The organism is Rubrimonas sp. (assembly GCF_036788415.1).
In the GTDB taxonomy this organism is placed as follows: domain Bacteria; phylum Pseudomonadota; class Alphaproteobacteria; order Rhodobacterales; family Rhodobacteraceae; genus Rubrimonas.
In genome coordinates this window covers 1-23312 of sequence record NZ_DAIQNN010000052.1, presented here as the reverse complement: position 1 = coordinate 23312, position 23312 = coordinate 1, and the positions used below count along the sequence as shown (strand labels likewise).

The following is a 23312-nucleotide window of genomic DNA, read 5'->3' as shown; positions in this document are numbered from 1 at the left end:
GGCGCCCGCCAGGCGCCGCGTCCCTAATCATTGCTGCGATCGCCGCCCACTGGGCGTCGGACATGTCGCTGGGCTAGGCGCGACGGCGGGGCATGGGCGTCGATCTCGGTCAACGAGGCCGACACCCCATGAATCACACGAGACTCCGCCTGGGTATCCCCTTCTTAAACGCGCCCTCAAGCTTGCTGCCGACGGCCATCATCAATATCCTTCTTCACGAGAAGCGGCCTCTACTCGAAGCTCAATAGAGACAAGGACATCCGCCTTGACTTCGCCGACCTGTTCCCGATCCGCCACGGCTCTGAAATCGAGAGCGCGCGCCCGCTCGTGCGCCCCGATGCGCCGCTGCGAGACGCAGAAACAACGGCGCGAGCGCAGTCGGCGCACGCGCTCATGGGTGTACGACAGGTGGGCGCAAACATAGCCCCGCGCCCACGGCAAACCGCCGCGCCCCCGTTCTCCGGGTTAAGGCCGCCCGAGGACGCTCGCCTACGGGAACAAGGTCCCGACGCCGAGGACGGTCTGCCCTGTTCCGATGAGCACGATCGCGGCGAGCTCTCCCGCGACGCGGTGGCCCACCGTCGCGCCCAGAGTGGCGAGAGCGATTCCAAGAAAGCGAGCTGGGTCCTCGGTACCTCTGACACGACCGCCGCGCTAGCCCGGACCTCTGCACCGGTTTACGCTGCGGCCGACACTTGCGACGAGCGCGCTGGCGCCGCGCGCGCGCTCGATCTGGCGCCACTCGCACTGACATTCGAGATCGCGCCGATGTCGGCGCTGCGGCTGCGGCGCCTCTCGAACGCCGCGTCCGTCTTTGCAATGAATGTAACGGCTTGAGCCATGGTCTGGGTCGCCGGGCACTTCGGGGAGTGGCTGCAGGGTTGCCTTGTGGCGACCGGCGAGGTCGCACTCGTGACGCTCGCATGCCCGCTGAGGGGGACGTCGGTGACATGGTCACCTGCGGCAGAGCTGCTGGTCGACGACCCGGCGCGGCTTGTCGGACCGGACCGGGCCGCCGCCCTGCTGAGGGCGCTTGGTCTGTCTGCGCGGGGGAGGGTCGTCGTCGCGCCGGACCTGCCGCCCGGAGGCGGAGCCGGCATGTCGACAGCGGCGCTGGTGGCGCTGTCCCGCGCTGCCGGCGGGCAGGATAGCCGGATCGCCGCCGCGTGCCGTACGGTCGAGGGCGCCGTCGATCCCTTGATGCTGCCTTCCCCTGACGCCGTGCTTTGGGCGCCTCGGGCTGCGCGCGTTCTGACGGCGCTGCCGCCGCCGCCCGCGGCCGAGATCCTCGGCGGTTTGTGGGGTCCGCCAATGGCGACCGACCCTTCAGACACGGCTTTTCCGCCGATCGACGACCTGATCGCAGAATGGGCGCAGGGGCCGAGTTTGCCGCAGGCGGCGCGCCTCGCCAGCCTGTCGGCAGCCCGGACAACCGCGATGCGGGGGCCTGTCGACGATCCGACCCCTGCGCTGGCCGCCGATCTCTGCGCGCTGGGATGGGCGCGCGCACACACCGGGCCTGCGCGCGCGCTGATCTTCGCGCCGGGCGATGCCCCTGCAGAAGGCGAGACCCGCATGCGGGACAACGGCTACACGCATGTCCTGCGCTTTTCGACCGGAGGGCGCACGTGATCTTCGCAGGCACGATGGTCGTCGCGCTGGCGATCGACGCCGTTGTCGGCTGGCCTGCATACGCCTATCGGCGGATAGGCCATCCGGTGACTTGGATCGGCGCCCTGATCGCGCTGCTGGAGGCGCGTTGGAACCGCGGCGGCGCAATCCGGCGGCAGGGGATGGGCGCCCTCTGCGTGATGGTCGTGATCGCGGCGACGGCGTTGCCGGCGCTGGCGATTCAGACATTGCTGCCATCGGGGTTGGAGGGCATCCTGCTGGGCGCAGTTCTCGCATGGCCGCTGATCGCCGCGCGGTCTCTGCATGACCACGTCGCCGCCGTGGCCCGACCGCTCGGCGAGGGCGACCTCTCGGGTGCGCGCGTCGCCGTCGCGATGATCGTCGGGCGTGACCCGGCGCGCCTCGACGCCGCAGGTGTGGCGCGGGCCGCGCTGGAAAGTCTGTCGGAGAACGCTTCGGACGGGATCGTGGCGCCGCTGTTCTGGGGCGCGGTCGCCGGTTTGCCGGGGATCGCGGCCTACAAGGCGATCAACACGCTGGATTCGATGATCGGCCACCGCACTGTGCGCTACGAGGATTTCGGAAAGGGCGCCGCGAGGCTCGACGATCTCGCGAACCTCATCCCGGCCCGACTGACCGGGCTCGCGATAGCGCTGGCGAGTGGGCGTGCCGCATCGCTTCGGGTCATGTGGCGCGACGCGCACAAGCACCGCTCGCCCAATGCGGGCTGGCCCGAGGCGGCGATGTCGGGTGCGCTCGGCGTCCGAATGTCCGGCCCGCGCATCTACGACGACCGTGTCGCCGCCGAGCCTTGGCTCAACGCCACGGCGCGCGACCCGCGAGCGGACGACCTTGTCCATGGACTCGCACTCTACCGTCGCGCGATCGCGCTGTGCGGCGGAATGCTGATGATCATGGCGCTGGTCCAGCGAGGGCCGTGATGCGCGATCATGGCGGCGATCTCGACCGGGCGCAGAGCTCCTATGGTGGCGCGGACTGGATCGACCTGTCGACCGGGATCAACCGTCTGCCCTATCCGGTTCCGCCTTTGCCGCTGCAGGCCTGGACGGCGCTGCCCATGGCGCGCGACGTCGCCCGGCTCGAGGAGATCGCTGCGCGGTCTTTCGGATGCGCTGGGCCGGTGGTTGCCCTGGCGGGCGCGCAGGCGGCGATCCAGCTGACGCCGCGATTGAGCGCGCCGGGCCGCGCCGCCGTGCTGACGCCCAGCTACAACGAACATGCCGCGGCCCTTTCGGCGCAGGGCTGGACGGTCACGCCCGCGCCAGGGCTGTCCGCCATGGCGGGGGCGGATCTTGCGGTCGTAGTGAACCCCAATAACCCCGACGGCCGACGCTGGCCGCCCGAGGCCTTGGCCGGCTTGGCGGCGCAAGTGGGTCTTCTGGTCGTCGACGAGAGCTTCGCCGACGCCGAGGAGGGGCTTTCGCTCGCCCCTATTCTGCCCAGGCTCGGCGACAGGGCTGTCGTCCTGCGGTCCTTCGGCAAGTTCTACGGGCTTGCGGGCGTCCGGCTCGGTTTTGCTCTGGGCGGGCCGACGACCACGGCGCTTCTCCGGGCGCTTGCCGGGCCCTGGTCGGTGGCAGGTCCGGCGCTCGCGATCGGGACTGCGGCGCTGGCGGATCGCGCGTGGCAGGCGGCCACGGCGGCGCGGCTTCACGCCGATGTCGCGCGGCTCTCGGAGCTTCTGGCGGAGCGCGCACGGTGGACCACGGTCGGGTCCAGCGCGCTTTTCGTAACGGTGGAAACAGGCGACGCACGGGCGGCGCAGGCTCGGCTGGCGCGGGCGCAGATCTGGACGCGCGTCTTTCCCTACAGCCGTGGCTGGCTGCGGCTCGGGCTGCCGGGCGTTGCGCTCGAATGGGAGCGACTCGAGGCCGCGTTAGCGCGCGGCGGCGAATAGCCCCTCCACGTCCAGGTGCGCCTCAACATGCGCCGCGAGCGCGTCGAGCACGGCATCCACGCCGAGATCGTAACCGCCTTGCGACGCCGCGCCGAATTCCGCGAGCCAGGCTGCGCGAAAGGCGTCATCGCGGAACATGCCGTGAAGGTAGCTGCCCGCGACGCGGCCATCGCTGCTGACTGCGCCTTCGGGCTTGCCCTCCAGAAACGCGAAGGGGCGCGCGCGATCGGGCCCTTCCGTCCGGCCGATATGGATCTCGTAGCCGTCGAACGGCAACCCCGTCGCGGCGTGGGTGGCCCGCGCTACGCTCAGGCGCTTGTCCGCGGTCATCACCGTCTCCACGTCGAGAAGGCCGAGCCCTTCCTCCGCTCCGGCCGGCCCCTCGACGCCCATCGGGTCGGCGACAAGGCGGCCCAGGATCTGATAGCCGCCGCAGATGCCGAGCGCCCGGCCGCCGCGCCGGACATGGGCGGCCAGGTCGATGTCCCATCCCTGCGCCCGCAGGAAGGCCAGATCGCCGCGCGTCGACTTCGTGCCGGGCAGGATCACCAGATCGGCGTCGCCGGGAATGGCGCGGCCCGGGCCCAGCATCGTCAGGCGCACGCCCGGCTCCTGTGCCAGAGGGTCGAGATCGTCGAAATTCGCGATCCGCGACAGGACGAGGCAGACGACGTGCAGACCCTCGGCCCGCCGCGGGGCGGCCAGGTCCATCGCATCCTCGGCCGGCAGCCTCCAGGCTTCGGAAAACCACGGAAGAACCCCGTAGCCGCGCCAGCCCGTGCGCGCCGAGATCAGGGAATAGCCGTCGTCGAACAGCCGCGGGTCGCCGCGGAACCGGTTGATCAGAAAGCCCGCGATCATCGCCGCGTCGTCCGGATCGATCACCGCCTGCGTGCCGACGATCTGCGCGATCACGCCGCCCCTGTCGATATCGCCCGCGAGGATCACCGGCGCGTCCGCCGCGCGCGCGAAGCCCATGTTGGCGATGTCGCCCTCGCGGAGGTTCACCTCCGCAGGGCTGCCCGCGCCCTCGACGAGGACGAGGTCATGGGCTGCGCGCAACCTGCCGTAACTCTCGAGCACGCTTCCCATCAGTTGGGGTTTCAGCGCCTGATACGCCCGGGCGCGCGCCGTCGTCAGGCGGCGGCCCTGCACGATCACCTGCGCGCCCACGTCGGTTTCGGGCTTCAGCAGCACCGGGTTCATGTCGGTGTGGGCGGGCAGTCCGGCAGCCACCGCCTGCAACGCCTGCGCGCGACCGATTTCGCCGCCATCCACAGTCACGGCGGCGTTGTTCGACATGTTCTGCGGCTTGAACGGCGCGACGCTGAGACCCCGCAGACGGGCCGCCCGACAGAGGCCCGCCACGAGCATGGACTTTCCCACATTGCTGCCGGTTCCCTGGATCATCAGCGCGCGGGACATGGGATCACGACGGATAGAACAGGGCCGATAGGACGTATCCCTCAGGCAGCGGCACGGTCGGCGGCGTATCGAATCCCTGCGAGATGTGTTCGGGCAGCAGGTGCGTGTGCGGCCCTGCCGGCGATGCGCCGCCTCGCGACGGAATGATCGCATCCACTTCGGCGCGCAGGCCGGGCGCCTCGATCACCCGGACGGGACTGGCCGCCAGCACGTTCCCGCCGATCAGCCCGAGGCAGGCGGGCCACGGCGCGCCGCAATGCGGCGCGATGGCTGCGGCGAGCGCGGAGTCGCAGCGGATCGTGAACCGCGCGGCGCGGCGCCCGAGGCCGAGATCGAAGCGCCGTCCGCCGGCGTCCCGCGGCAGGAGGCTCGCTTCGTCTGGTCCCAGACAGGTCAGCGCGTCGGCGCCCCTGTCCCCTGCGCGGCCCGACGGGACGGCGATCGCGATCAGGGGCGGACGGTCCGGCCGGGCGATCTCGAACGCGGTCATCCAGGACGCCGCCTCCACTTGCAGGGCGCAGCGGCGCGTCGTGAGCGTCAGCACGACGCCTTCGCGACGCGCCTCGAACGGCTCGTCGGGCTGGCGCCGCACCTCGGCGACCGCGCCGTAGACGCCCGCGACGAACGCGCCCTCGGCATCGACGAAACGCTGCGCGACGGCTTCCAGAAGCGCCGCGCCCTGCCAGTCCAGCCTACGCGTCGTAAGGCCCATCGCGGCGGCGCGCAGGGGTAGCGCGGCCCAGACCGCGGACCGAAAGGCCTCGCTGGCCCCGCCCCAGACGGCGATCTCGTCCAGCGTCCGGACGCAGCCGGTGCAGAGCCCGCGCGCCTCGTCGATGACGCAGACGCCGATGCAGGGGCTGGCGGGAGGACGTCGCGTCTGGACCGTCATCAGAACTCGACGCCCTTCTGCGCCTTCACGCCGTCCTTGAACGGATGCTTGACCAGCGTCATCTCTGTCACCAGATCGGCCGCCTCGATCAGTTCGGGCTTGGCGTTGCGTCCGGTCAGGCAGACATGGGTCATCCGGGGCTTCTGCGTCAGGAGGAAGTTCACCACCTCGTCGATGTCGAGGTAATCGTAGCGCAGCGCGATGTTGATCTCGTCCAGCAGGACGAAACCGATCGCGGGATCGAGGATCTGCGCCTTGGCGATCTCCCAGCCGTTGCGGGCGGCCGCCACGTCGCGCTCGCGGTCCTGGGTTTCCCACGTGAAGCCCTCGCCGGAGACGAAGAAGCGGCATTCCGCTGCGAAGCGGTCACGCAGCAGCGTCTTCTCGCCGGTCTCCCAGTTGCCCTTGATGAACTGGACTACGGCGCAGGGCATACCCCAGGCGATGCAGCGCATGACCATCCCGAAAGCGGACGAGCTCTTGCCCTTGCCCGAGCCGGTGTGAACGATGATTAGGCCCTTCTCCTCGGTCTTCGTCTCCATCATCTTGTCGCGCGCGGCCTTGATGCGCTTCATCTTCTCGTTGTGGCGTAGGGTCACGTCGTCCATGGGTCCCTCCTCGGGTCAGGTCTCTCGGTTGTCAGGCCGCCGCACCTCGTGCGCGGCGTCAGGGAGCGATCGGCGAAGCTCCGCCTGCATCTCTGGCGTTCCTCCGCAGGCGCAAGACGAAGAACGCCCCGCCGACGTGGCTGGTCACGATGCCGATCGGCATGTCCTCGCGGCGCATGACGGCGCGCGCGACGATCTCGGCCCGGACGAGAAAGACAGCGCCCGCGAGCATCGCGGCAGGCAAGAACCGGGCGTCGTCGCCGCCCGCGATCAGTCGCACGATATGCGGGACCGTAAGGCCTACGAAGCCGGTGACGCCGGAATAGGCGATCATGAAGCCAGTGACCAACGCTGCGACCACGAGCGCCGTCAGACGGAACTGCGCCGCCGAAATCGCCAGCGTCGCCGCGGGCTCATCCCCGATGGTCCTAGCGTTCAGCGATCCCGCCACGGTCCGGAACCGTATCGCCGCACCGGCCATCACCTGAAGCGGCCAGCCAAGATACGCCGATTGCGCCAGTCCCAGCCCTCCCGGCATCCAGAACGCCACCGTGTAGGTCGCGCGTGGATCGCCGAGTAAGATCAGGACGTTGGCCAGCTCCATCACGATGAAGGAAGCGGCGAAGCCGGTCAGGACCAGCCGGTCGACGGTGATGGCCTCGGCGAAGCTGGCGACGGCTAGCACGAACAGCGCGGACCCCGGAGCGCCTACGATCGCCAGCTGCTGAATCTTGGTCAGCCCGATGAATATGCCGGTGTTCAGTGGCGCGAGGATCGCGCCGAAGACCGCGGCTGACGAGCACGCCCTGAGCCCGAGCGGGACCGAGCGCGCCGCGCATGGACCGACGTTCGAACAGTCGCCGAACCGAGATGTCACGTCATGACTGCTGTCGCGCTGCATGCCGTGTCCTGAATGAACATGCAGGGCCGACAGGCGCGCGTCTAATCCAGGCGCTGGTCAACGCTCGGGTCACACGATCCCCCTTCCGGACGCCCCGCCCGGGTTGGTGCTTCCAAGGCGATGGCAGGTCTCCTGGCTCGCGGCTGAGGTCCGCTCCCCCCTTCCCGGACCATCGGGTCCAGTGGCTCTCGGGAACGAGCACCGCTTACAGTTGCGGGGGCAGCACCGGAATTGGGGTCGTGCCCGCACCGGTTTCCCTATTCTCCCGGAAGTTCCGGGCACCATCGATCGAACGTTAGGCCGCGTGCGATCGGCAATCAAGCCGGGTCTCGCGCCGCGCGCCCGCATCCGCCGCGCGGTTGTCGCAGGCGCGCCTCGCCATCGCCCGGCGGACCGTCACGGCTTGACACGCCGCGCTGCTCCTGAGCAACTGTCAGGGCTGGTGCCTGCGAGAGCAGGTGAAAAGGGAATGCGCCAGGTCCGGGCCGGGCCGAAGCGCAGCCGCCCCCGCGACCGTGACCGGACAGGTTGCCCGATACGCCACTGGACCCGATGGTCCGGGAAGGCAGGGCCGCCGACGGGGCCGACGGCCCCGAGATCCGCAAGCCGGGAGACCTGCCAGCGCGACGAAATGAAACCGGGCGGGGTGTTCCGGGGTCGGGTGCGCAGCCGGGAACGGCCGCGATTCCGCCGCATGCCCCGCTCTCGAACTGGCGTGGCCTGCATGCGAGACCATCCGTCGGCTGTCGAGCTTCTGGTCTGCACGCGCTGCCGCCTCGGCGACGTGACGGGGGACGAGGACGTGCGTCCGGGCGCTGTCCTGTACAGGCAGCTCGCGGACGCAGCCATTCAAGGCGTCACCGTCACGCCGGTCGAATGCCTGTCGAACTGCTCGCGAGGGTGCACGATCGCGCTCAGGGGGCCGGGCCGCTGGACCTATGTCTACGGCGGCCTTCAGCCTTGCACCGACCTCGACACGATCGCCGCGGGCGCAGACAAGTACCGTCAGGCCCCGGACGGTCTCGTGCCCTGGCGCGAACGCCCGGAGCATTTTCGCAAGAACTGCATCGCCCGCATCCCGCCGCTCGATCCTCCCGTTCGCAGCCTTGGAGAGACCTGACATGGCCGGCCTCGAGAAACTCCCCGTCACCGTCATCACCGGCTTTCTCGGATCGGGGAAGACCACCCTGATTTCGCATCTGATCAAGAACGCCGGCGGACGTCGCCTCGCCATCGTCGTCAACGAGTTCGGCGACGTCGGGGTGGACGGCGAGATCCTCAAGGGCTGCGCGATCCCCGAATGCCCGGCGGAGAACATCGTCGAGCTGTCCAATGGCTGCATCTGCTGCACCGTCGCCGACGAGTTCATTCCGACGATCGAGGCGCTGATGGCGCTCGACCCGCGCCCCGACCACATCCTGATCGAAACCTCCGGGCTCGCCCTGCCCAAGCCGCTGCTGAAGGCGTTCGACTGGCCGGACATCCGCTCGAAGATCACGGTCGACGGCGTGATCGCGCTGGCGGATTCCGAGGCGGTGGCGGCGGGACGTTTCGCGCCGAGCGTCGCGGCGGTGGACGCCCAGCGTCAAGCCGACGCCAGCATCGACCACGAGACGCCGCTCTCGGAGGTGTTCGAGGATCAGATCGCCTGCGCCGACCTCGTGCTCCTGACCAAGCCCGATCTCGCCGGGCCGGAAGGCGTCGCGGCGGCGCGGGCCTTGATCCTCGCCGAAGCCCCGCGTCCCCTGCCGATCATCGAAGTAGCCGAGGGCGCGGTGGACCCGCGAGTGATCCTCGGCCTCGGCGCGGCGGCCGAGGACGACATCGCCGCGCGCCCCTCGCACCACGACGGTGCAGACGATCACGAGCATGGCGATTTCGACAGCGTCGTGATCGACATTCCCGAGGTGGGCGACCCTGCGGACCTCGTAGCGCGGATCGTCGACCTGGCCCGGCGCCGCAATATTCTGCGGGTCAAGGGGTACGCAGCCGTTAAAGGCAAGCCAATGCGGCTTCTGGTGCAGGCGGTCGGCGCGCGGGTGCGCCACCAGTATGATCGGCCGTGGCAGGACGGCGCGCCTCGGCATGGCCGCCTCGTCGTCATCGCCGAGCATGGCGACATCGACGCGGACGCGATCCAGGGCATCCTGTTCCAACCTGCCGCCGCGGCTGAATAAGCCGAAAGAAAGACCACACGGCATGCACGTCATCTTCCGCGAAAGCCACGGGCTCGACGACGACGGGACGCCGGTCGACCTGGCTCAGAGCCCCGCCGATCTGGTGGTTCTGTCGCTGTCCGACAGCGATCTCGGCGCTTTCGCGGAGGGCTGGCGTCGGGGCGGCGGTCGGCAGGGCCGGCTTCCCACGCTGAGGCTCGCCAATCTGGCGGCGCTCAAGCACCCGCTCTCGGTGGACACCTATGTCGAGCAGACCCTGAACGGCGCGAAGGGCGTTCTGATCCGGCTCATCGGCGGCGTGCCCTACTGGCCGTACGGCCTTCAGCAGGTCGAGACGCTGGCGCGGGCGCGGGGGATGGCTCTGGCCGTCTTGCCCGCCGACGGGCGGCCCGATCCCCGCCTCGACGCCGTATCGACCGTCCCGATCTCCACTCTGCGCCGTCTGGCGCATCTCTGCGACACCGGCGGCGCGGTGGCGGCCCAGGCGGCGCTGGCGCAGCTCGCGTTGGCGGCCGGCCTCTATGTCGGCCCGGTCACCGGCTCCAAGGCCCTTCCCGAGGTCGGCGCGTGGACGCCGGAGGACGGACCAGCCTGTCCGGCGCCTGCCGCGTTGCAGGTGGACGCCGCGCGTCTCGTCCTCGTCGTCTTCTATCGCTCTTACCTCGTCGCGGCCGACACGGCGCCGATCGAGGCGCTGTTCGTCGCACTGCGCGAACGGGGGCTTCGCGTCCTGGGGCTGTTCGCGCCGTCGCTCAAGGCGCCGGGCGCGCGCGAATGGCTTGCGCGCCAGATCGCACACCTCGCGCCGGCCGCGATCGTCAACGCGACTTCCTTCTCCGGGCGAGGCGACGCGGCGGGATCGCCGCTCGACGCCGCCGAGGCGCCGGTTTTTCAGGTGGCGCTGGCCACGTCGACGCATACGGCCTGGGCTGGCTCGTCACGTGGCTTGTCGCCTGCCGACCTCGCCATGCATGTCGTCCTGCCCGAGGTCGACGGGCGCATCTTCGCCGGCGTCGCGTCGTTCAAGCAGGCTGCCGCTCGCGACGCGGACCTGCAATTCGCGCGCGTTGCGCATGTCCCCGCGCCGGACCGCATCGAGGCCATTGCCGATCGGGTGGCGGGGTGGCGTCGGCTCGCCGCGGCCGGCCCCGCGGACCGCCGCGTGGCGCTCGTGCTCTCGACCTATCCCGGTCGGGCCTGGAACATGGCCCATGCCGTGGGGCTCGACGCGATAGCCTCGGCGGAGGCGATCCTCGACGATATGCGGGACGCGGGCTATGCGGTCGCCGAAGCCGCGCCGCTGGCGCAGGCGTTGGCGACGGTCCGGATCCACTGGCCTATGGCGGCCTACCGGGCGGCGCTGGCCAGTCTGCCCGTGGCCCTGCGCGACGATCTTCATCGGGCCTGGGGCGAACCCGAGAGCGATCCCGACGCCGGGCCCGACGGCTTCGGCTTCGCAGCAATCCGCCGCGGAATGGCGCTCGTGGCGTTGCAGCCCGAACGCGGCGCAGCGCCGACGCGGGACGCCGAATACCACGATCTCTCCAGGGTCCCGCGCCACGCCTATGTCGCGTTCTATATCTGGCTCCGAGGCGAGGTGGACGCTCTCGTGCACGTCGGCGCCCACGGCACGCTCGAATGGCTGCCGGGTAAATCGGTCGCCCTGTCGGCGACATGCTGGCCCGAGGCGCTGATCGGCGATCTGCCAGTGATCTATCCCTTCATCGTCAACGACCCCGGCGAAGCGGCGCAGGCCAAGCGCCGGATCGGCGCGGTGACGCTGGGTCACATTCCGCCGCCGCTGCGTCCCTCGGGAACGCCGCACCGCCTCGCCCGGCTCGAGGCCTTGCTCGACGAGTTCTCCAATGCGGACGGGCTCGACCCGAAACGGCGCGACCGGTTGATCGGGGATATCCGCGACGAGGCTGAGGCGTTGGGGGTGGCGCAGGACCTCGGCCTCGCGGCCGACGCCTGTCCGTCCGAGACGATCACGCGGATCGATCGCTTCGTCTGCGACGTCAAGGAAACCCAGTTCGGCGAGGGGCTTCACGTCTGGGGCCGGGCGCCGCGGTGCGGCGCGCCGTTCGATGCAGCCGCCTCGGCGGCCGCCGAGCGGCGCGCCCTGGTCCGGGCGCTAGCGGGCCGGCGGATCGAGGCGGGCCCGTCGGGGTCGCCCTACCGGGACCGGACGGACGTGCTGCCCACCGGCCGCAACCTCTTCACGACGGACCCACGCAGCGTGCCGACGCGCGCGGCCTACAAGCAGGGCCGCCTGCTGGCCGACGAACTGGTTCGCCGCCACCTGCAGGACCACGGCGACTGGCCGAAGAGCGTGGTCGTCGATCTCTGGGGGTCGGCGACCATGCGAACCGCCGGCGAGGACTTCGCCATGGCGCTGGCGCTTCTCGGGGTCCGTCCGGTCTGGGACGAAGGCTCCGAGCGCGTATCGGGCATCGAGATTACGCCGATCGCCGAGCTCGACCGGCCTCGCATCGATGTGACGTTGAGGGTGTCGGGCCTGTTCAGGGATGTCTTTCCGACCCTGTCGGCGCTGTTCCAGACCGCCGTGCGCGCGCTCGGTCGCCGCGACGAGACGCCAGACTGGAATCCCTATGTGGGCCGAGACGGCGCGCGAGTCTACGGCCCGGCGCCCGGTCGGTTCGGGCTCGGCATGGGGGAGACGCTCGGCGCCTACGGCGCGGAGGGGCGCCGCGCCGCCGGGGAGGCGTGGCTCGCCGCGTCCGCCTGGGCGCTCGACGGCGACAAGGCCGAAAGCGACATGCCGGGTCTGCGCGCGCGCGTGGCGCAGGCTGACGCCTTCGTGCATCTTCAGGACTTGCTCGAAACCGACATCCTGCTTGCCGAGGATTACGCCAGCCACGAAGCGGGGTTCGCCGCCGCGCAATCGGTCGCGGGCGGTCGGGCGCATCTCTATCACCTCGACAACACTGATCCCGCTCGCCCCCGCGCCCGCACCCTGACCGAAGAAGTCGCCCGGGTGGTGCGAGGCCGCGCGGCGAACCCGTCATGGATCGGCGGCATGATGCGGCACGGGTTCCGGGGCGCCGCCGAGATCGCCTCTACGCTCGAGCACATGGCCGCCTTCGCCCATCTGGCGGGCGTCGTCGGACCGCACCACTTCGACAGCTTCTGGGACGCGACGCTGGGCGACCCTCGCGTCGCCGCTTCTCTAGCCGAGAGGAACCCCGAGGCGCTCGACGCCATGCGGACCCGCTTCGCCGAATTGCATGCGGCGGGGCTGTGGCGGTCGCGCCGAAACTCGATCCTCGCTGAGATGGAGCCTCTTCCGTGACCGACCCCGCCATTCGCGGCTGGTGCCCCGGCGCCCATCGGCCGATGGCCTCGGGCGACGGTCTCGTGGTGCGCGTGCGCCCACCCTCGGGAGCGCTGGACGCAGTGCAGGCGCAGGGCCTCGCCGATCTCGCCGAACGCTACGGGAATGGTTCCGTCGAACTGACGAACCGTGCGAATCTACAACTGCGCGGGGTGGCGCCCTCGGCGCACGCCCCTTTGCTGGACGGTCTCGCGGCGCTGGCCCTGCTCGACGCTGACCCGGAGGCCGAGAGCAGGCGCAACATCGTTGTTGACCCGCTCCGTCCGGTCGGGGCCGGCGACCCGCAGGCGCAACTCGCGCACCTGCTTTCCGCGCGGTTGGGGTCGACGGCGTTTTCGGCGCTGCCGTCGAAATTCGGCTTCGTCATCGACGCCGGGCCGCGGCGGCGGCTGGTCGACGTCAGCGGTGACATCCGGATCGAGGCCGCAGGGGAGACGCTGATCGTGCGGGCCGACAGCTGTCCGACCGGCCGCGCGGCGGACGACCCCGCGCAGGCGGCGGCGCTAGCCCTCGAGCTTGCGTGCTGGTTCCTTTCGTCCGGCGGCGTCGGGCCGGACGGACGTGGGCGCATGGCGCGGCACCTTGCGTCGGGCGCGCGGGCGCCGATGCGGCTGGCCGGCGACCTCGTGCCCAACCCGGCCCTGGCGCCGCCATCTCCGGGCGTGTCTTCCGTCGGGGCCTGCATCGCGTCTGTATTCGGTCAGATCGTCGCAGCCGATCTGCGACGGCTCGCCGCCATGGCGCCCGCCGACATCAGGGTCTCCCCATGGCGCATGGTCGTTCTGCCGGGGCTGTTCGACCTGAGGGAGCTCGTCGCATCGGACGGTCTGATCACCGCGTCGGGAGACGCGCTCCTGTCGGTCTTGGCCTGCACCGGCGCTCCGGGCTGTCCGCAGGCGAGCGTCGAAACCCGCGCGCTCGCGCGCAGCCTTGCGCGACGGCTTCCGCCCGGAGCGCGGCTGCACGTGTCGGGTTGTCCGAAAGGCTGCGCGCTGCCCGGGCCGGCGGCGCTGACCGTGGTAGGCCGCGACGGCCGCTTCGACCTTGTCGAGAACGGGGCGCCGTGGGATGAACCGGCGCGCCGCGGGATCGCCCCGCAGGATCTCGCGCCTCTGATCGGTGGTTGATGCATGCCCTACGCCTACGAGACCGATGGTGGGGCCATCTATGCGCAGAGCTTCCGAACGATCCGATCGGAGGCGGATCTCGCCCGCTTCGCGCCCGACGAGGAACAGGTCGTCGTGCGGATGATCCATGCGGCCGGGCTGGTGGGCCTCGAGGCGCATGTGCGCATGTCGCCCGGGCTGGTCGCCGCCGCGCGCGCGGCGCTCGAGGCTGGCGCTCCCGTCCTGTGCGACGCCCGGATGGTCAGCGAAGGGGTGACGCGCAAGCGTCTGCCGCGCGACAACGACGTCATCTGCACTCTGCAGGACGCGCGGACGCCCGATCTCGCCGCGCGACTTCGCACCACGCGATCCGCCGCCGCGCTCGAGCTCTGGCGACCGCGACTGAACGGGGCCGTCGTCGCGATCGGCAACGCGCCCACGGCTCTCTTCCACCTTCTCGAGATGCTCGAAGATCCGGCCTGTCCGCGGCCGTCAGCCATTATCGGCTGCCCCGTGGGCTTTGTCGGCGCCGCGGAATCGAAAGCGGCGCTGTGGGAGGCCGCGCCTGCCCCTTGTCTGATCGTCGAGGGCAGGCTCGGAGGCAGCGCGATCACGGTCGCCGCCGTCAACGCCATCGCGAGCCGCGGAGAATGAGGCCCGCTGCTCAGACCGGAACGGTCTACGGCGTGGGTCTCGGTCCCGGCGATCCGGAGCTGATGAGCGTGCGCGCCGATCGACTGGTCCGAGGGGCCGCTCATCTGGCCTATTTCCGCAAAGCAGGCCGAGCGGGACGGGCGCGCTCCACGGTCAACGGGCTCTTGCGCGCGGACGTGCGCGAGATCCCTATGGATTACCCTGTAACAACAGAAATCCCGCTGGAAGATCCCGCCTATGCGGCGCGCCTCGCGGATTTTTACGCCGAAACGTCGACGCATCTCATCGAGTTGGCGAAGTCGGGCTCAGACGTGGTCGTGCTCTGCGAGGGAGACCCGTTTTTCTACGGCTCCTTCATGCATCTTTACATGCGGCTCAGGGAGCGCGTTCCCGTCTCGATCGTCCCCGCGATCACCGGCATGTCGGCGGCTTGGACAGCGACCGGCATGCCGGTGACCTGGGGCGACGACGTGCTCACCGTGCTCACCGGCACCATGACCGAGGACGCGCTGGCCCGGCACATGGGTGCGGCCGATGCGCTGGTCGTGATGAAGATCGGTCGCAACCTGCCGAAAGTGCGCGCCGCTTTGCAGGCGGCGGGCAAGCTCGACCGCGCATGGCTGGTGGAGTGCGCCAGCATGACCGATGAAAGAGTCTCGCCGCTCGCGCAGGCGGCGGACCGGGCTGTTCCCTATTTCTCGATCGTCATCGTTCATGGTCAGGGGCGGCGCCCATGACCGGCTGGCTCGTCATTGCGGGTCTCGGCCCGGGCGCCGACGCCCTGGTGACGCCCGAGGTCGTGACGGCGCTGGCCGAGGCCACCGACCTTGTCGGCTACCTCCCCTATGTCCGCCGCGTCGCGGCGCGCCCGGGTCTCACGCGCCATGAGTCCGACAACCGCGACGAGCTCGCACGCGCCCGTCATGCCCTGGAGATGGCGATGGAGGGGCGTCGGGTGGCGATCGTCAGCTCGGGCGACCCCGGCGTGTTCGCGATGGCGGCCGCCGTATTCGAGGCGGTCGAGACCGGCCCGATGGCCTGGCGCGGGCTCGATGTCCGGGTGTTGCCCGGCGTGACGGCGATGCTGGCGGCGGCGGCGCTCGCGGGCGCGCCGCTCGGGCACGATTTCTGCGCGATCAACCTCAGCGACAACCTGAAGCCCTGGTCGACCGTCGAACGCAGGCTGCGTCTCGCGGTGGAGGCCGACTTCGCGATCGCGATCTACAACCCGCGCTCCGCGGCGCGCCCGGAGGGCATGAGCCGCGCCCTCGCGCTGTTGCGCGAGGCTTGCGAACCGGGGCGCGTCCTCGTTTTCGCCCGCGCCGTCTCCACGCCCGAGGAAGCAGTCCGGGTCGTGGCGCTCGCGGACGCCGCGGCCGAGATGGCCGACATGCGGACAGTCGTGCTGGTCGGGTCCTCCGCCACGCGGGTCATCGCGCGCGAGGGCGCGCCGTTCGTCTACACGCCGAGGGCGGCGCCGGCATGAGAGATCCAGTCGAGGACCTCGCTCACCTCATGCGCCTCGCGGCGCGCGGGCGGCTCGGGCCGGTCGATCATCACGACGGGCACGCCGAGGGCGCGGGCGGCGGCGATCTTGGCGTAGGCGCCCGCGCCACCCGAGTTCTTCGACACGACGAGCTCGGTTCCGCACCGCGCCATCAGCGCGCGGTCGGCGGCTGCATCGAACGGACCGCGATCCACGATCACCTCGGCCTCGGGAAACGGCAGGGGGCCAACGGGCGGATCGACGAGGCGCAACAGGTAGCGATGCTGCGGGTTCGGAGCGAAGGCGGCCAGATGCATGCGGCCCACGGCCAGCATGACGTGCAGGCGCGGCCGGTCGAGCGCCGAGACGGCTCCCGCGATGTCCGCAACGCAGGTCCAGCGGTCGCCAGGGGCCGGGGTCCATGGCGGACGGGTCAGAGCGATCAGCGGCACGCCCGTCGCGGCGCAGGCGAGCGCGGCGTTCCGGCTCATCTGCGCGGCGAAGGGATGGGTCGCGTCGATCACATGGGTGATGCGCTCGGTCTTCAGATAGGCTTCCAGCCCTTCCACCCCGCCGAAGCCGCCCACGCGCTGCGGCAGGGGCTGGCGCAAGGGACGCGCGACCCGGCCCGCGAAGGACACGACGCCGCTCATTCCGCGCTCGGCTGCAGCGCGCGCGAGGGCTGTCGCCTCCATGGTTCCGCCGAGGACCAGAAGAGTCGGGCGCATGTCTGACGGTCCGTGGCTCACCATCGTCGGGCTGGGCGAGGATGGCCCGGATGGTCTGTCGCCCGCAAGCCGTCGCGCGCTCGATGGGGCCGACGTGATCATGGGACCGCCGCGGCATCTGGGCCTTCTCCATGACGCCCGCGCGGAACGGATCGCATGGCCCGCGCCCTTCGCCGATGGCCTTGCGATCCTGCTCGGGCTTCGCGGGCGACGAACGGTCGTCCTTGCCTCGGGCGATCCGTTCTTGTTCGGCGCGGGCGCGGCGATCGCGCGCGTCCTCGACCCGTCGGAGTGGCGGGCGCTGCCCGCCCCCTCGACCTTCTCGCTCGCGGCGGCTCGGCTGGGCTGGCCGCTGGAGCGCACGCTTTGCCTTGGGCTGCACGCCGCGCCGATTTCGCGACTCAGGCCGCATCTCACGCCGGGCCTGCGCGCGATCGTGCTGCTGCGCGACGGTGCGGCCGTGGCGGGCCTCGGAGGATATCTGGCGGCTCAGGGATTCGGGGAGAGCCTTCTCACCGTCCTCGAGGCGCTCGGCGGGCCGGCCGAGCGGATCACCGCGGCGCGCGCGGACGCTCTGCCGCCGACAGCCTTCGCGCATCCGGTCGCGGCGGCGCTGACAGTCGCCGGTGACGGCGCCGCGGTCCCGCGCGCCAGCGGCGTCGACGACGGGTTCTTCGAGAACGACGGTCAGATCAGCAAGCGCCCGGTGCGGGCGCTCGCGCTATCGGCGTTGGCGCCGCGCCCCGGCGAGTTTCTATGGGACATCGGCGGCGGGTCCGGGTCGATCGCCATCGAATGGTTGCTCTCCCATCCCGAAGCAGAGGCGGCCTGCATCGAGGCGCGGCCCGATCGCGCCGACCGCATACGGGCAAACGCCGAGCGGTTGGGCGTCGACCGGCTCCGGGTCGTCGAGGGAGAGGCGCCGGGGGCGTTGGACGGCTTGCCCGCGCCGCAGGCTGTCTTTCTGGGCGGCGGCATGAACGAGACGCTCCTCGTCGAACTGCGAAAGCGCGTCGCGAGCGGGACGCGGCTGGTCGCTCACGCGGTCACGCTCGACTCCGAGGCGCTTCTGGCCGAGCAGTCGGCTCGGCTGGGGGGCGAGCTCCTGCGGATCGAGCTGGCCGAGGCTGCGCCTCTGGGCTCGCGGCGAGGCTGGAAAGCAGCCTATCCGGTGGTGCAGTGGCGGGTGACGCTGTGATCGTGGCGGGTTTCGGGTTCCGCCGGTCGGCCACCGCCGAAAGCCTCGCCGATGCGCTCGGTCGGGCCGGCGGTCCCGCGAGGGTTCGCGCCGTCGCCTCGGCCGCCGACAAGGCGGCGAGCTCGCCGTTCCTGCGCTTTGCGGATGCGCTCGGCCTTCCCGTCGTCGCCGTGTCCGAGAAGGACCTCGGACGTCAGTCGACTGTGACCCTTTCAGCGGCCTCGTTGTCGGCCCGCGGCGTCGGCAGCGTCGCCGAGGCGGCGGCGCTGGCCGGGGCGGGACCCGGCGCACGATTGCTCTCGGCGCGCGTGATTTCCGCCGACGGCCTCGCGACCTGCGCGCTGGCGGAACGGGCCGATCCATGAAGGTGCATTTCATTGGCGCCGGACCCGGCGCGCCCGATCTCCTGACGCTGCGCGGGCGCGACCTGATCGCGGCCTCTCCGGTTTGTCTCTATGCCGGGTCGCTGGTGCCCGAGTCCGTGCTGGCGCATTGCCCGCCGGGCGCGCGAATCGTCAACACGGCGCCCCTCGACCTCGACGCCATCATGGCCGAGATTGCCCTCGCCCGGTCGCAGGGGCAGGATGTGGCGAGGCTTCATTCTGGCGACCTGTCGGTGTGGTCGGCGATGGGCGAGCAGATTCGGCGGCTCGAGGCCATGGGAGTCGCGTACACCGTGACGCCGGGCGTGCCGTCCTTCGCCGCGGCGGCCGCGGCGCTCGGCGTCGAGTTGACGCTGCCAGGGGTCGCGCAATCCGTCGTGCTGACCCGGACGCCAGGGCGCGCCTCGTCGATGCCCGAGAGCGAGACCCTCGCCGCCTTCGGAGCCACCGGCGCGACGCTGGCGCTGCACCTCTCGGTCCAGAATCTCGACCGGGCCGTCGCCGACCTGATCCCGCACTACGGCCCCGAATGCCCTGCCGCCGTGGTCTGGCGGGCGAGCTGGCCTGACCAACGGATCGTCCGGGCGACGCTGGGATCGCTGCGTTCCGCCATGCCCGAGGGGATCGAGCGCACGGCGCTGGTGCTCGTGGGCCCTGTCCTCGGGGCTTCGGATTTCGTCGAAAGCCGCCTGTACGCCGCCGATTACGATCGCAGGTACCGACCGCAATCGGCCGACAGCCCTTGGGCGGAGTGGGAACCCGGCGATGACTGATCCTGCGGGCGTCCCCCCCGGCGTTCTGATATCCGCCCCGGCCTCCGGCAGCGGCAAGACCACTGTCATGCTCGGGCTCCTCCGCGCGCTAGCCGAGGACGGGCTGGCGGTGCAGCCGTTCAAGTCGGGGCCGGACTACATCGACCCGGCCTTTCATCGCGCCGCCGCGGGGCGTGCGTCGTTCAACCTCGACACCTGGGCGATGGACCCGAGTTTGTTCTCCGCCATCGCGCTGCAGGCGCGAGGAGTCGACATCTGCGTCGCAGAAGGGTCGATGGGGCTCTATGACGGCGTCGCCACGCGCGGCATGGCGGGGTTCGGGGCCAGCGCCGAGACGGCCAGAGCGATGGGCTGGCCGGTGATCCTGGTGCTCGACGTCGGCGGGCAGGCCCAATCGGCTGCGGCGACCGCGCTGGGGTTCGCCCGCTACGACGCGGAGACGCCCTTCGCCGGCGTGATCCTGAACCGCGTCGCCTCGCCTCGGCACGAACGGCTGATCCGGCAGGGCATGGACCGGTGCGGGATCGCCGTGCTCGGCGCTTTGCCCCGACGCGGTGACCTGACCCTGCCGGAACGGCATCTGGGCCTGGTGCAGGCAGTTGAGCATCCCGAACTGGACGCGGCGATCGCGGGCTATGCCCGGTTCCTCCGCGCCCATGTCGACCTGGCCGCGATCCGCGACGCCGCTCGCGGCATGGCGAAGGGGGCGGCGCATGGGACGCTGCCGCGTCCGCCCGCGCAGCGAATCGCGCTAGCGCAAGACGCGGCCTTTTCCTTCACCTACCCGCATCTCCTCGAGGGCTGGCGCGCGGCGGGCGCCGAGATCCTACCGTTCTCGCCGCTCGCCGACGAGGCGCCCGACCCGAGCGCCGACCTCGTCTGGCTACCCGGCGGCTATCCGGAGCTTCACGCCGGGACGCTCGCGGCGGCAATGCGGTTCCGGGCCGGGTTGCGCGCCCATGCCGAAACACGGCCCATCCATGGCGAGTGCGGCGGCTATATGGCGCTGGGGGTCGCCCTGATCGACAAGGACGGCGTACGTCACGAAATGGCCGGCCTGCTCGGTCTGGTCACGTCCTATGAGACGCGTCGCTTCCACCTCGGCTACAGGCGCGCCGTCCTCGCAGCCCCGATGCCGGGACAGAAGGCGGGGGCGGCCCTGCGCGGGCACGAGTTCCATTACTCGACGATCCTCGCGCAGCCCGACGCGCCGCTCGCCGCCGTCGCCGACGCCGACGGCGAACCCGTGGCCGAGACCGGGTCGCGGCGCGGACAGGTGACCGGCACGTTCTTTCACCTCATCGCCGCGGAGTCGGCATGACCGGTTTCGTCAGCTTCGTCGGCGCGGGACCCGGCGACCCGGAGTTGTTGACGCTCAAGGCTGCGGATCGCCTCAAGCATGCGGACGCGATCCTCTACGACGATCTCTCCGCCGGGCCGATCCTGTCCCACGCCCGCCCCGGCGCTGATCTCGTGGGCGTGGGCAAGCGCGCGGGCCGGCCTTCGCCGAGACAGCAGCATGTCAGCCGCCTTCTCGTGGAGTACGCGCAGGGCGGGGGCCGCATCGTGCGACTGAAATCCGGCGATGGCGGTCTCTTCGGCCGGCTTGAGGAAGAGATCCTCGCCCTGCGCGCGGCCGGGATCCCCTACGAAATCGTTCCGGGCGTCGCGTCGCCGCTTGCAGCCGCCGCCGCGGCGGGCATTCCCCTGACCCGTCGGCTGACGGCGCGCCGGGTGCAGTTCGTCACCGGCCACGATGCGGAAGGACGCTTGCCGTCCGATCTGGACCTCGACGCGCTGGCCGATGCCGCGGCGTGCACCGTGGTGTTCATGGGCAAGCGGACCTTTCCCGATCTGGCGGCTGCGCTGATCGCCCGCGGCCTGCCGCCCGACACGCCTGCGATGCTCGCCGAGGCGATCAGCACTCCCGACGCATCGACGATCCGGATGTCGGTCGCCCACCTCGCAGAGCATCTGGCGGCAGGCTCAGGCGACAAGCCGGCGCTGATTTTCTACGGTCCGCTGGCTGACGGCGAGGAGGTCAGCGCATGATCGACCTCTGGCTGATCGGCATCGGCACAGGGAACCCGGACCATGTGACGATGGAGGCGCGACGGGCGCTCGGCGCGGCGGCGCTCGTGCTCGTGCCCCGCAAGGGTCCCGACAAGACCGACCTTGCCGATCTGCGGCACATGATCCTGCGCGAGTGCGGCGTCACGGCGCCGATCGCCGAGTTCGACATGCCGCTGCGCGACGAGAGCCTGCCCTATGCGGAGCGAGTGGTGGCGTGGCATGGCGAGATCGCCCGCATCTGGGCGACGGCGATCGCGCGGGCGCGGCCTGTCGGCCCGGTGGCCCTTCTCGTGTGGGGTGATCCGGGGCTCTATGACTCCAGTCTCCGTATCGCGACCCGGCTGCATCCGGCGCCTCGGCTGCATGTCGTGCCGGGGATAACGGCCTTGCAGGCGCTGACCGCCGCCCATGCCATTCCGATCAACACGATCAACGGGGCGGTGACGGTCACGACCGGGCGAAGGCTCCGCGCCGGCGGCTGGCCTCCCGGAGCCGAGACCGTGGCGGTCATGCTGGACGGCGAATGCAGTTTCCTCTCGTTACCGCCCGAGGGTCTTCAAATCTGGTGGGGCGGCTTTCTCGGCATGCCCGAACAGATGCTGGACTCGGGTCCGCTCGCGACTGCGGGCCCACGCATCGCCGCCGCGAGGGCGCAGGCGCGAGAGAGGCATGGGTGGATGATGGACACGTACTTGTTGCGTTACACCTGAGACGTGCCTGTATCCAGAGGTGCTGGCGGCCGATCGCCTATCGGCCGCCACCTTGGCAAGAGACGTGCGACCCGCGGTCGAACGCCGAGTTCAAGGGATCAAGCCGGGTTGTGCAGCCGGTTCACGAACAATCCGGAGGCGCTGTATCGACGCAGGGTCTTCGCTCCTGCGAGCGCTGCGAGATCGGCGAGAGGCTCGACGATCACCACCAGCATGTAGGCCGCGCCGAAACTGGCCACATCGCCGATGACGCCGATTCCCTGACCGTAGATCGCCCAGAACGCGACCCACGCGACGATCCCGCCCTGAAAGGCCAGCGACAACTTCAGGACGTCGGCATATCGCAAGTCGACATAGGGCGTCTGTGCGGGAATGATCCGATGCGCCAACACGTTGACCAGAAACAGCGGGAAGAGCAGCGTGGTCACATTGACCGTGTACATCGGCAGATCGGACGGCGCGAAGAACAGGCTCTGGATCGCAAGGCCGGCGGCCAGTCCGATCGCGCAGGGAGCAGCGCCGAGGATCAGCAGCAGCGTCGTGCCGAGAATCAGGTGCACTTCGCTGACCCCGACAGGAAAATGCGGGAGAACCTCGAAGCAGACGAAGACGCCCGCCGTCGCGAGCGCGCAACGCGCGGCGAAGGACGTCGCGCTGTGCGACTTCAAATCCTCGGCGGCCAGCTTCAGTGTAACGCCGGCCGCCGCAGCCGCCGTCCCGTAAGACAGAAACATCTTTGCGCCGTCTACGACGCCTGGTTCCATATGCATTAGTTCGCTCCTTGCCGCCCCACCGGCGGGCATGATGAGGTCTGCTACGACCGGCAGGTCTCCTGGCTCGCGGATCGTCGCCTTAGGCCCGCCTTCCCGAATTGCTTCAGTGGCGTCTTAGGCCGGGCTCGCCGCTCACAGTTGCGGGGGCAGCCGCGGTTTCGGCGCCGGATGACGCCCCACCGCATTCCCTCTTTCCTCCGTCCCGGGAAGGAGCGGAACCGATCGTGCGATCTTGATGGCCGAGGCGCTTGGCGACGTCAATCGGCTTCAGACGCCGCACACCCGGCACGCGAAGTGCGGGGCTTTTCGAAGCGAGGCCGACAGCGCACGGGACGAGCCCGATGGGCGTCGTCGCTCCACGACCCCCGGAGTCTCCGAGGCTCCGACCGATCCCCACTCAGACAAGGGCGGCGCCGTCGCCCGACGTCGAGCCGGGCGGCGCGGCGCCGAAGGCCGGATCGGGCGAGGTCGACCCGACGCATGAGCGCCTCTTCGCCGACGTCGCGCGACGGGGGGCGAT

At 70.6% G+C, this 23312-nt stretch carries 22 protein-coding genes and 3 riboswitches; of the genes, 16 read left to right on the top strand and 6 right to left on the bottom strand.

The genetic code is table 11. The features are described from left to right. The first annotated feature begins 840 nt into the window (after positions 1-840). From V7Q31_RS12285 to cobD, 3 genes are read left to right on the top strand one after another with little or no spacing between them, the layout of a single operon-like run. Entirely contained in the window at positions 841-1632 is a 792-nt protein-coding gene (locus V7Q31_RS12285) for a propanediol utilization protein (RefSeq protein WP_333834150.1), read from the top strand. Continuing rightward, positions 1629-2573 carry an adenosylcobinamide-phosphate synthase CbiB gene (gene cbiB / locus V7Q31_RS12280; RefSeq protein ID WP_333834149.1) on the top strand — a complete coding sequence of 315 codons (945 nt, stop codon included), beginning with the start codon at positions 1629-1631 and terminating at the stop codon, positions 2571-2573. Before V7Q31_RS12285 ends, cbiB begins: the two co-directional genes overlap by 4 nt. Further along, entirely contained in the window at positions 2573-3550 is a 978-nt protein-coding gene (cobD, locus tag V7Q31_RS12275; protein WP_333834148.1) for a threonine-phosphate decarboxylase CobD, read from the top strand. Before cbiB ends, cobD begins: the two co-directional genes overlap by 1 nt. On the opposite strand, the gene V7Q31_RS12270 is transcribed toward cobD, so the two are convergent. Genes V7Q31_RS12270 through V7Q31_RS12255 form a run of 4 tightly spaced genes read right to left on the bottom strand, consistent with a single transcriptional unit; the run spans position 3530 to position 7376 of the window. Continuing rightward, on the bottom strand, positions 3530-4975 hold the full coding sequence (locus V7Q31_RS12270) for a cobyric acid synthase (RefSeq protein ID WP_333834147.1): 1446 nt from the start codon (positions 4973-4975) through the stop codon (positions 3530-3532). The genes cobD and V7Q31_RS12270 overlap by 21 nt on opposite strands. A 4-nt stretch (positions 4976-4979) precedes the next feature. Then, complete coding sequence (locus tag V7Q31_RS12265; RefSeq protein WP_333834146.1) at positions 4980-5867, bottom strand: DUF1289 domain-containing protein; 888 nt, start codon at positions 5865-5867, stop codon at positions 4980-4982. Continuing rightward, positions 5867-6475, bottom strand: a complete 609-nt coding sequence (gene cobO / locus V7Q31_RS12260) for a cob(I)yrinic acid a,c-diamide adenosyltransferase (protein ID WP_333834145.1) — start codon at positions 6473-6475, stop codon at positions 5867-5869. The genes V7Q31_RS12265 and cobO overlap by 1 nt, the downstream gene beginning before the upstream one ends. A 58-nt stretch (positions 6476-6533) precedes the next feature. Beyond that, positions 6534-7376 (bottom strand): FecCD family ABC transporter permease, encoded by an 843-nt coding sequence (locus tag V7Q31_RS12255; RefSeq protein WP_333834144.1) that lies wholly within the window; start codon positions 7374-7376, stop codon positions 6534-6536. A 105-nt stretch (positions 7377-7481) separates the two neighbouring features. Continuing rightward, a riboswitch (cobalamin riboswitch) is annotated at positions 7482-7677 on the bottom strand. A gap of 122 nt (positions 7678-7799) precedes the next feature. Beyond that, positions 7800-8013, top strand: a riboswitch (cobalamin riboswitch). Positions 8014-8100: 87 nt separating this feature from the next. Here V7Q31_RS12255 and V7Q31_RS12250 point away from each other — a divergent pair. From V7Q31_RS12250 to cobJ, 7 genes are read left to right on the top strand one after another with little or no spacing between them, the layout of a single operon-like run. After that, on the top strand, positions 8101-8496 hold the full coding sequence (locus V7Q31_RS12250; RefSeq protein ID WP_333834143.1) for a DUF1636 domain-containing protein: 396 nt from the start codon (positions 8101-8103) through the stop codon (positions 8494-8496). Position 8497: 1 nt separating this feature from the next. Beyond that, positions 8498-9553 (top strand): cobalamin biosynthesis protein CobW, encoded by a 1056-nt coding sequence (gene cobW / locus V7Q31_RS12245; RefSeq protein ID WP_333834142.1) that lies wholly within the window; start codon positions 8498-8500, stop codon positions 9551-9553. Between the two features lie 22 nt (positions 9554-9575). Continuing rightward, on the top strand, positions 9576-12866 hold the full coding sequence (gene cobN, locus V7Q31_RS12240) for a cobaltochelatase subunit CobN (protein ID WP_333834141.1): 3291 nt from the start codon (positions 9576-9578) through the stop codon (positions 12864-12866). After that, complete coding sequence (cobG, locus tag V7Q31_RS12235; RefSeq protein WP_333834140.1) at positions 12863-14035, top strand: precorrin-3B synthase; 1173 nt, start codon at positions 12863-12865, stop codon at positions 14033-14035. The genes cobN and cobG overlap by 4 nt, the downstream gene beginning before the upstream one ends. 3 nt (positions 14036-14038) lie before the next feature. Beyond that, entirely contained in the window at positions 14039-14668 is a 630-nt protein-coding gene (locus V7Q31_RS12230; RefSeq protein ID WP_333834139.1) for a precorrin-8X methylmutase, read from the top strand. Further along, positions 14665-15405: a precorrin-2 C(20)-methyltransferase gene (locus V7Q31_RS12225; protein WP_333834138.1), complete on the top strand. Its 741-nt coding sequence runs from the start codon at positions 14665-14667 to the stop codon at positions 15403-15405. The genes V7Q31_RS12230 and V7Q31_RS12225 overlap by 4 nt, the downstream gene beginning before the upstream one ends. Then, the gene (gene cobJ / locus V7Q31_RS12220) at positions 15402-16154 is read left to right on the top strand and encodes a precorrin-3B C(17)-methyltransferase (RefSeq protein WP_333834137.1); all 753 of its coding nucleotides are present in this window, start codon (positions 15402-15404) and stop codon (positions 16152-16154) included. The genes V7Q31_RS12225 and cobJ overlap by 4 nt, the downstream gene beginning before the upstream one ends. Here the strand turns inward: cobJ and V7Q31_RS12215 are convergent. Further along, a complete protein-coding gene (locus V7Q31_RS12215) occupies positions 16127-16882 on the bottom strand; it encodes a cobalt-precorrin-6A reductase (RefSeq protein WP_333834136.1) in 756 nt (251 codons plus the stop codon). The two genes, cobJ and V7Q31_RS12215, sit on opposite strands and share 28 nt — an antisense overlap. Here V7Q31_RS12215 and cbiE point away from each other — a divergent pair. Genes cbiE through cobF form a run of 6 tightly spaced genes read left to right on the top strand, consistent with a single transcriptional unit; the run spans position 16881 to position 22019 of the window. Then, positions 16881-18080 carry a precorrin-6y C5,15-methyltransferase (decarboxylating) subunit CbiE gene (gene cbiE / locus V7Q31_RS12210; RefSeq protein WP_333834135.1) on the top strand — a complete coding sequence of 400 codons (1200 nt, stop codon included), beginning with the start codon at positions 16881-16883 and terminating at the stop codon, positions 18078-18080. The genes V7Q31_RS12215 and cbiE overlap by 2 nt on opposite strands. After that, on the top strand, positions 18077-18445 hold the full coding sequence (locus tag V7Q31_RS12205; protein ID WP_333834152.1) for a cobalamin biosynthesis protein: 369 nt from the start codon (positions 18077-18079) through the stop codon (positions 18443-18445). The genes cbiE and V7Q31_RS12205 overlap by 4 nt, the downstream gene beginning before the upstream one ends. Further along, on the top strand, positions 18442-19236 hold the full coding sequence (gene cobM, locus V7Q31_RS12200) for a precorrin-4 C(11)-methyltransferase (RefSeq protein WP_333834134.1): 795 nt from the start codon (positions 18442-18444) through the stop codon (positions 19234-19236). Before V7Q31_RS12205 ends, cobM begins: the two co-directional genes overlap by 4 nt. Beyond that, positions 19229-20557, top strand: coding sequence for a cobyrinate a,c-diamide synthase (locus V7Q31_RS12195; RefSeq protein ID WP_333834133.1), 1329 nt, complete (start codon positions 19229-19231; stop codon positions 20555-20557). Before cobM ends, V7Q31_RS12195 begins: the two co-directional genes overlap by 8 nt. After that, a complete protein-coding gene (cobA, locus tag V7Q31_RS12190) occupies positions 20554-21288 on the top strand; it encodes a uroporphyrinogen-III C-methyltransferase (protein ID WP_333834132.1) in 735 nt (244 codons plus the stop codon). The genes V7Q31_RS12195 and cobA overlap by 4 nt, the downstream gene beginning before the upstream one ends. Continuing rightward, the gene (gene cobF / locus V7Q31_RS12185; RefSeq protein ID WP_333834131.1) at positions 21285-22019 is read left to right on the top strand and encodes a precorrin-6A synthase (deacetylating); all 735 of its coding nucleotides are present in this window, start codon (positions 21285-21287) and stop codon (positions 22017-22019) included. The genes cobA and cobF overlap by 4 nt, the downstream gene beginning before the upstream one ends. 98 nt (positions 22020-22117) lie before the next feature. Here the strand turns inward: cobF and V7Q31_RS12180 are convergent, their stop codons facing one another. Further along, positions 22118-22789, bottom strand: a complete 672-nt coding sequence (locus V7Q31_RS12180; RefSeq protein ID WP_333834151.1) for an energy-coupling factor ABC transporter permease — start codon at positions 22787-22789, stop codon at positions 22118-22120. Between the two features lie 35 nt (positions 22790-22824). After that, positions 22825-23030: riboswitch (cobalamin riboswitch) on the bottom strand. Positions 23031-23312: the final 282 nt, after the last annotated feature.